This window comes from Tritonibacter sp. SIMBA_163, assembly GCF_046535935.1.
Classification (GTDB): Bacteria; Pseudomonadota; Alphaproteobacteria; order Rhodobacterales; family Rhodobacteraceae; genus Epibacterium; species Epibacterium scottomollicae.
In genome coordinates, this window is record NZ_JAWJBP010000787.1 from 1 (window position 1) to 257 (window position 257).

At 49.4% G+C, this 257-nt stretch carries 1 pseudogene; it reads left to right on the plus strand.

The features are described from left to right. Nucleotides 1–257: pseudogene (locus R0J92_RS24470) on the plus strand (RNB domain-containing ribonuclease); the annotation flags it as partial.

Consider the following 257-nt stretch of genomic DNA (forward strand, 5'->3'; position numbering starts at 1 on the left):
GTTTTCGGCGGAACAAGTGCAGGAAATTGCTTATAGTGCAGGAAGTGCTGCTTATGAAGCCACGCTGGTGGAACGACAAACTAAACGGTATTGGGCGTTAGAATATTTGCGTCGCAATGGAGAACAACGGTGGAGCGCGATCGTGCTGCGGTGGTTACGGGAAGAGGATAATTTAGGGATTATCTTGTTGGAAGATTTAGGGTTAGAGTTACCCCATCGCTTCCAGACGAACGTTGAACTCGGCGATCGCGTGGAAG